The organism is Mycetohabitans sp. B2 (assembly GCF_021733735.1).
Lineage (GTDB): Bacteria > Pseudomonadota > Gammaproteobacteria > Burkholderiales > Burkholderiaceae > Mycetohabitans > Mycetohabitans rhizoxinica.
In genome coordinates this window covers 1-910 of record NZ_JAHKSP010000099.1, presented here as the reverse complement: position 1 = coordinate 910, position 910 = coordinate 1, and the positions used below count along the sequence as shown (strand labels likewise).

General features: G+C 48.5%; 1 protein-coding gene. It reads left to right on the top strand.

What is annotated here, in order from left to right:
* Positions 1-417: 417 nt before the first annotated feature.
* On the top strand, positions 418-910 hold a 493-nt coding region (locus tag KPG66_RS16885; protein ID WP_237071605.1), incomplete at its 3' end, for a 2-hydroxycarboxylate transporter family protein.

Sequence of the window (910 nt, the reverse complement as noted above, 5' to 3'; positions counted from 1 at the left end):
ACAAATCTCCCTCTGGCACCGGCGTCTTCGGACCCATCCGAACCTCGTCGAAATTTGCAGGAATCTCGCATTAATATGCCTGCCTCTTGCAATTCCCACAACACCATTCTGGCCTCAGAGTCTTACTGCACCAACGTCTGCGGTTTATTCAGAACCGACTATTTAAGCACCTAGTTAACCTAGCTCATCTTAAGCCGCCTTGTTCTCTGCAGGCAAGCAAGTTATAGTTACCTAAAGCGCTTAGATTTAGGTAAATTTTACTTTATCCATTTATTTGACCCTTTATAAAGGTGTTCCGCTCAATAGCTTTTTAATTTACCTGTGAAATAAGTGCGTTAAAGCGGCCCGATCAAAGTGGTGACGCACTTGACCGAGCCTAACCACTCTTCACCTAAAGGGGAGCCCATAAGGTGCGTCATGGCTAAAGTTACTTTAAAACGACTGAAAGCTTCTTGCTTGTTCAGCACGATGTTTGTCTCTCGCCTATGCGCATGGCGTGCATCACTCCACTGGCCGCAATGGACGCACCGTCGCATTGGCATTATCCCCGTGCCAGTATACGGATTGCTAATAGCCTGTATAGCCGCACTTGTTGCGCTAAAATGTGTATCCAGCGATTTACCTGTAATGATTGCAGTACTTGCAGTCGCGGGATTTACGTGTGCCGAGCTCGGTGCCAAACTGCCGGGACTACGTCATATCGGTGGCCCTGTCATTGTGGCATTGTTACTGCCATCGTGGCTGGTACATCATCACCTGCTGCCGGCGGAATTGCTTAGCCCGATTCATCACTTTTGGCAGACCACCAATATCATTTACTTATTCTCTGCCCTGGTCATTGTGGGCAGTTTGTTAGGCATGAACCGGGCGCTGTTGACCAAGGGCATCAGCCGATTTGCGATTCCAGTCA